The 1,570-nt window shown below is 66.5% G+C and carries 2 protein-coding genes; one reads left to right on the top strand and one right to left on the bottom strand.

The genetic code is table 11. The features are described 5' to 3' along the window. Nucleotides 1-1,292 (bottom strand): extracellular solute-binding protein (locus tag ACFVJS_RS27910; RefSeq protein ID WP_378886791.1); only part of this gene is annotated, 1,292 nt, incomplete at its 3' end. Nucleotides 1,293-1,452: 160 nt separating this feature from the next. Here ACFVJS_RS27910 and ACFVJS_RS27905 point away from each other — a divergent pair. After that, nucleotides 1,453-1,570 (top strand): LacI family DNA-binding transcriptional regulator (locus ACFVJS_RS27905; RefSeq protein ID WP_378886792.1); only part of this gene is annotated, 118 nt, incomplete at its 3' end.

Genomic DNA, 1,570 nt, shown 5'->3' with positions numbered 1-1,570 from the left:
TGATGGGCATCGCCAGGCACTTCGCCGAGTTCTCCCCGAAGACCGAACTCGGCGAAGGCCGTGTCCAGCGTGGCCAGACCCTTGTCCAGGGTCTCGGCGCCGGAGGCGATCTTCGGGAGCTCCTGGTCCATCGGACCCCACAGCGAGGAGTACTCGGGCAGCTCGGGTCGCGGCTGGGCGGCGGGGAGAACCGTCTGGAAGCCGGCGATGCCCGGGTCGGCCTTGACCTCGTCGGTGTAGGCGTCGTCGCGGGTCGGGAGCGTGGAGTTCTTCAGCGCGATCTGCTCCTGGCTCTTCGCGGAGGTCATGAACTTCACGAACTTCGCGGAGGCCTCCTGGTGCGCCTCGTCCGAGCCGGCGTAGATCGACAGGTTGTGACCGCCGGTCGGGGCGCCGGCCTCGCCGGTCGAGCCGGCCGGGACGGTCGCGATGCCGAGGTTGTTCTTGTCCTTGAACGCCGAGCCCTTGTAGAAGTTCGTGATCTCCCACGGGCCCTGGATGATCGCGGCGACCTTGCCGTTGACGAAGGCGTCCTGGATGTGGGCGTACGCGTCGGCGGTCGTGTCCGCCTTGTGCAGGCCTTCGCCGTCGAACAGACCCTGCCAGGTGGTCAGGCCCTTCTTGGCCTCCGGGGAGGTGATGGTGATCTTCTTGGCCTCGGCGTCGACCATGTTGGTGCCCTCGCCGTAGAGGAACGGAGTGGCGTAGTAGGCGGAGGTGGAGCCCCAGTAGCCGTCGACGCCGGTCTCCTTCTTGATCGTCGCGGCGTCGGCCTTCAGGTCGTCCCAGGTCGCCGGCGGCTCGGTGATGCCGGCCTTCTCGAAGAGCGCCTTGTTGTAGACCAGCGCCAGGGTGTCGGTGACGAACGGCACGCCGTAGGTCTTGCCGTCGAACTCGGCCTGCTTGATCAGGTTGGGCTGGAAGGCGTCCTTCTCCTCGAGCGCCTCGGTGTCGTCGAGGGGAGCCAGGTAGCCCTTCTGTGCGAACGCGGGCGTCCAGCCGACCTCGGCACGGAGCACGTCGGGGGCGCCGCTCGCGCCGGCCGCGGTGTCGAACTTGTTCTGTGCCTGGTCGAAGGGCACGTTGACGTACTTGACCTTGATGTCCGGGTTGGCCTTCTCGAAGTCCTTGACCAGGGCCTTGTACGTCGGGGCCTCATTGGTTGCGTTCGAGGTGTCCCACCAGGTGATGGTGACCGGGCCGTCGCTGCTGTCGCCGCTGCTACCGCCACATGCCGTTGCCGCGAGTGCGAGCGATGCCGCCACTGCGGTGGCCACGATGCCACGTCGCATGAGTTCTCCTTCGATATGGGGCCGGGCGAGGAATCCGCCCGGTGGTGTGACGAAGGTAACCCCGCGTCGAGGAGAATGTAAGAGCCTTTCAGCAAAAGTTGCAAACTTGCTGAAACTTCTTGCAGGCAGTGTGGGGAGGGGGCATGATGTGACGGTGCCCATAACACCAGCCTCCGCCCGACTTGCTGACATCGCGGCCCATGCGGGCGTCAGCGAGGCGACGGTCAGTCGCGTCCTCAACGGCAAGCCGGGCGTCGCCGCGGCGACACGTGAGGCGG

Source organism: Nocardioides sp. NPDC057772, assembly GCF_042798075.1.
Classification (GTDB): domain Bacteria; phylum Actinomycetota; class Actinomycetes; order Propionibacteriales; family Nocardioidaceae; genus Nocardioides.
The sequence above is the reverse complement of the archived record's forward strand: the minus strand, read 5'-3'. Positions and strand labels throughout refer to the sequence as shown.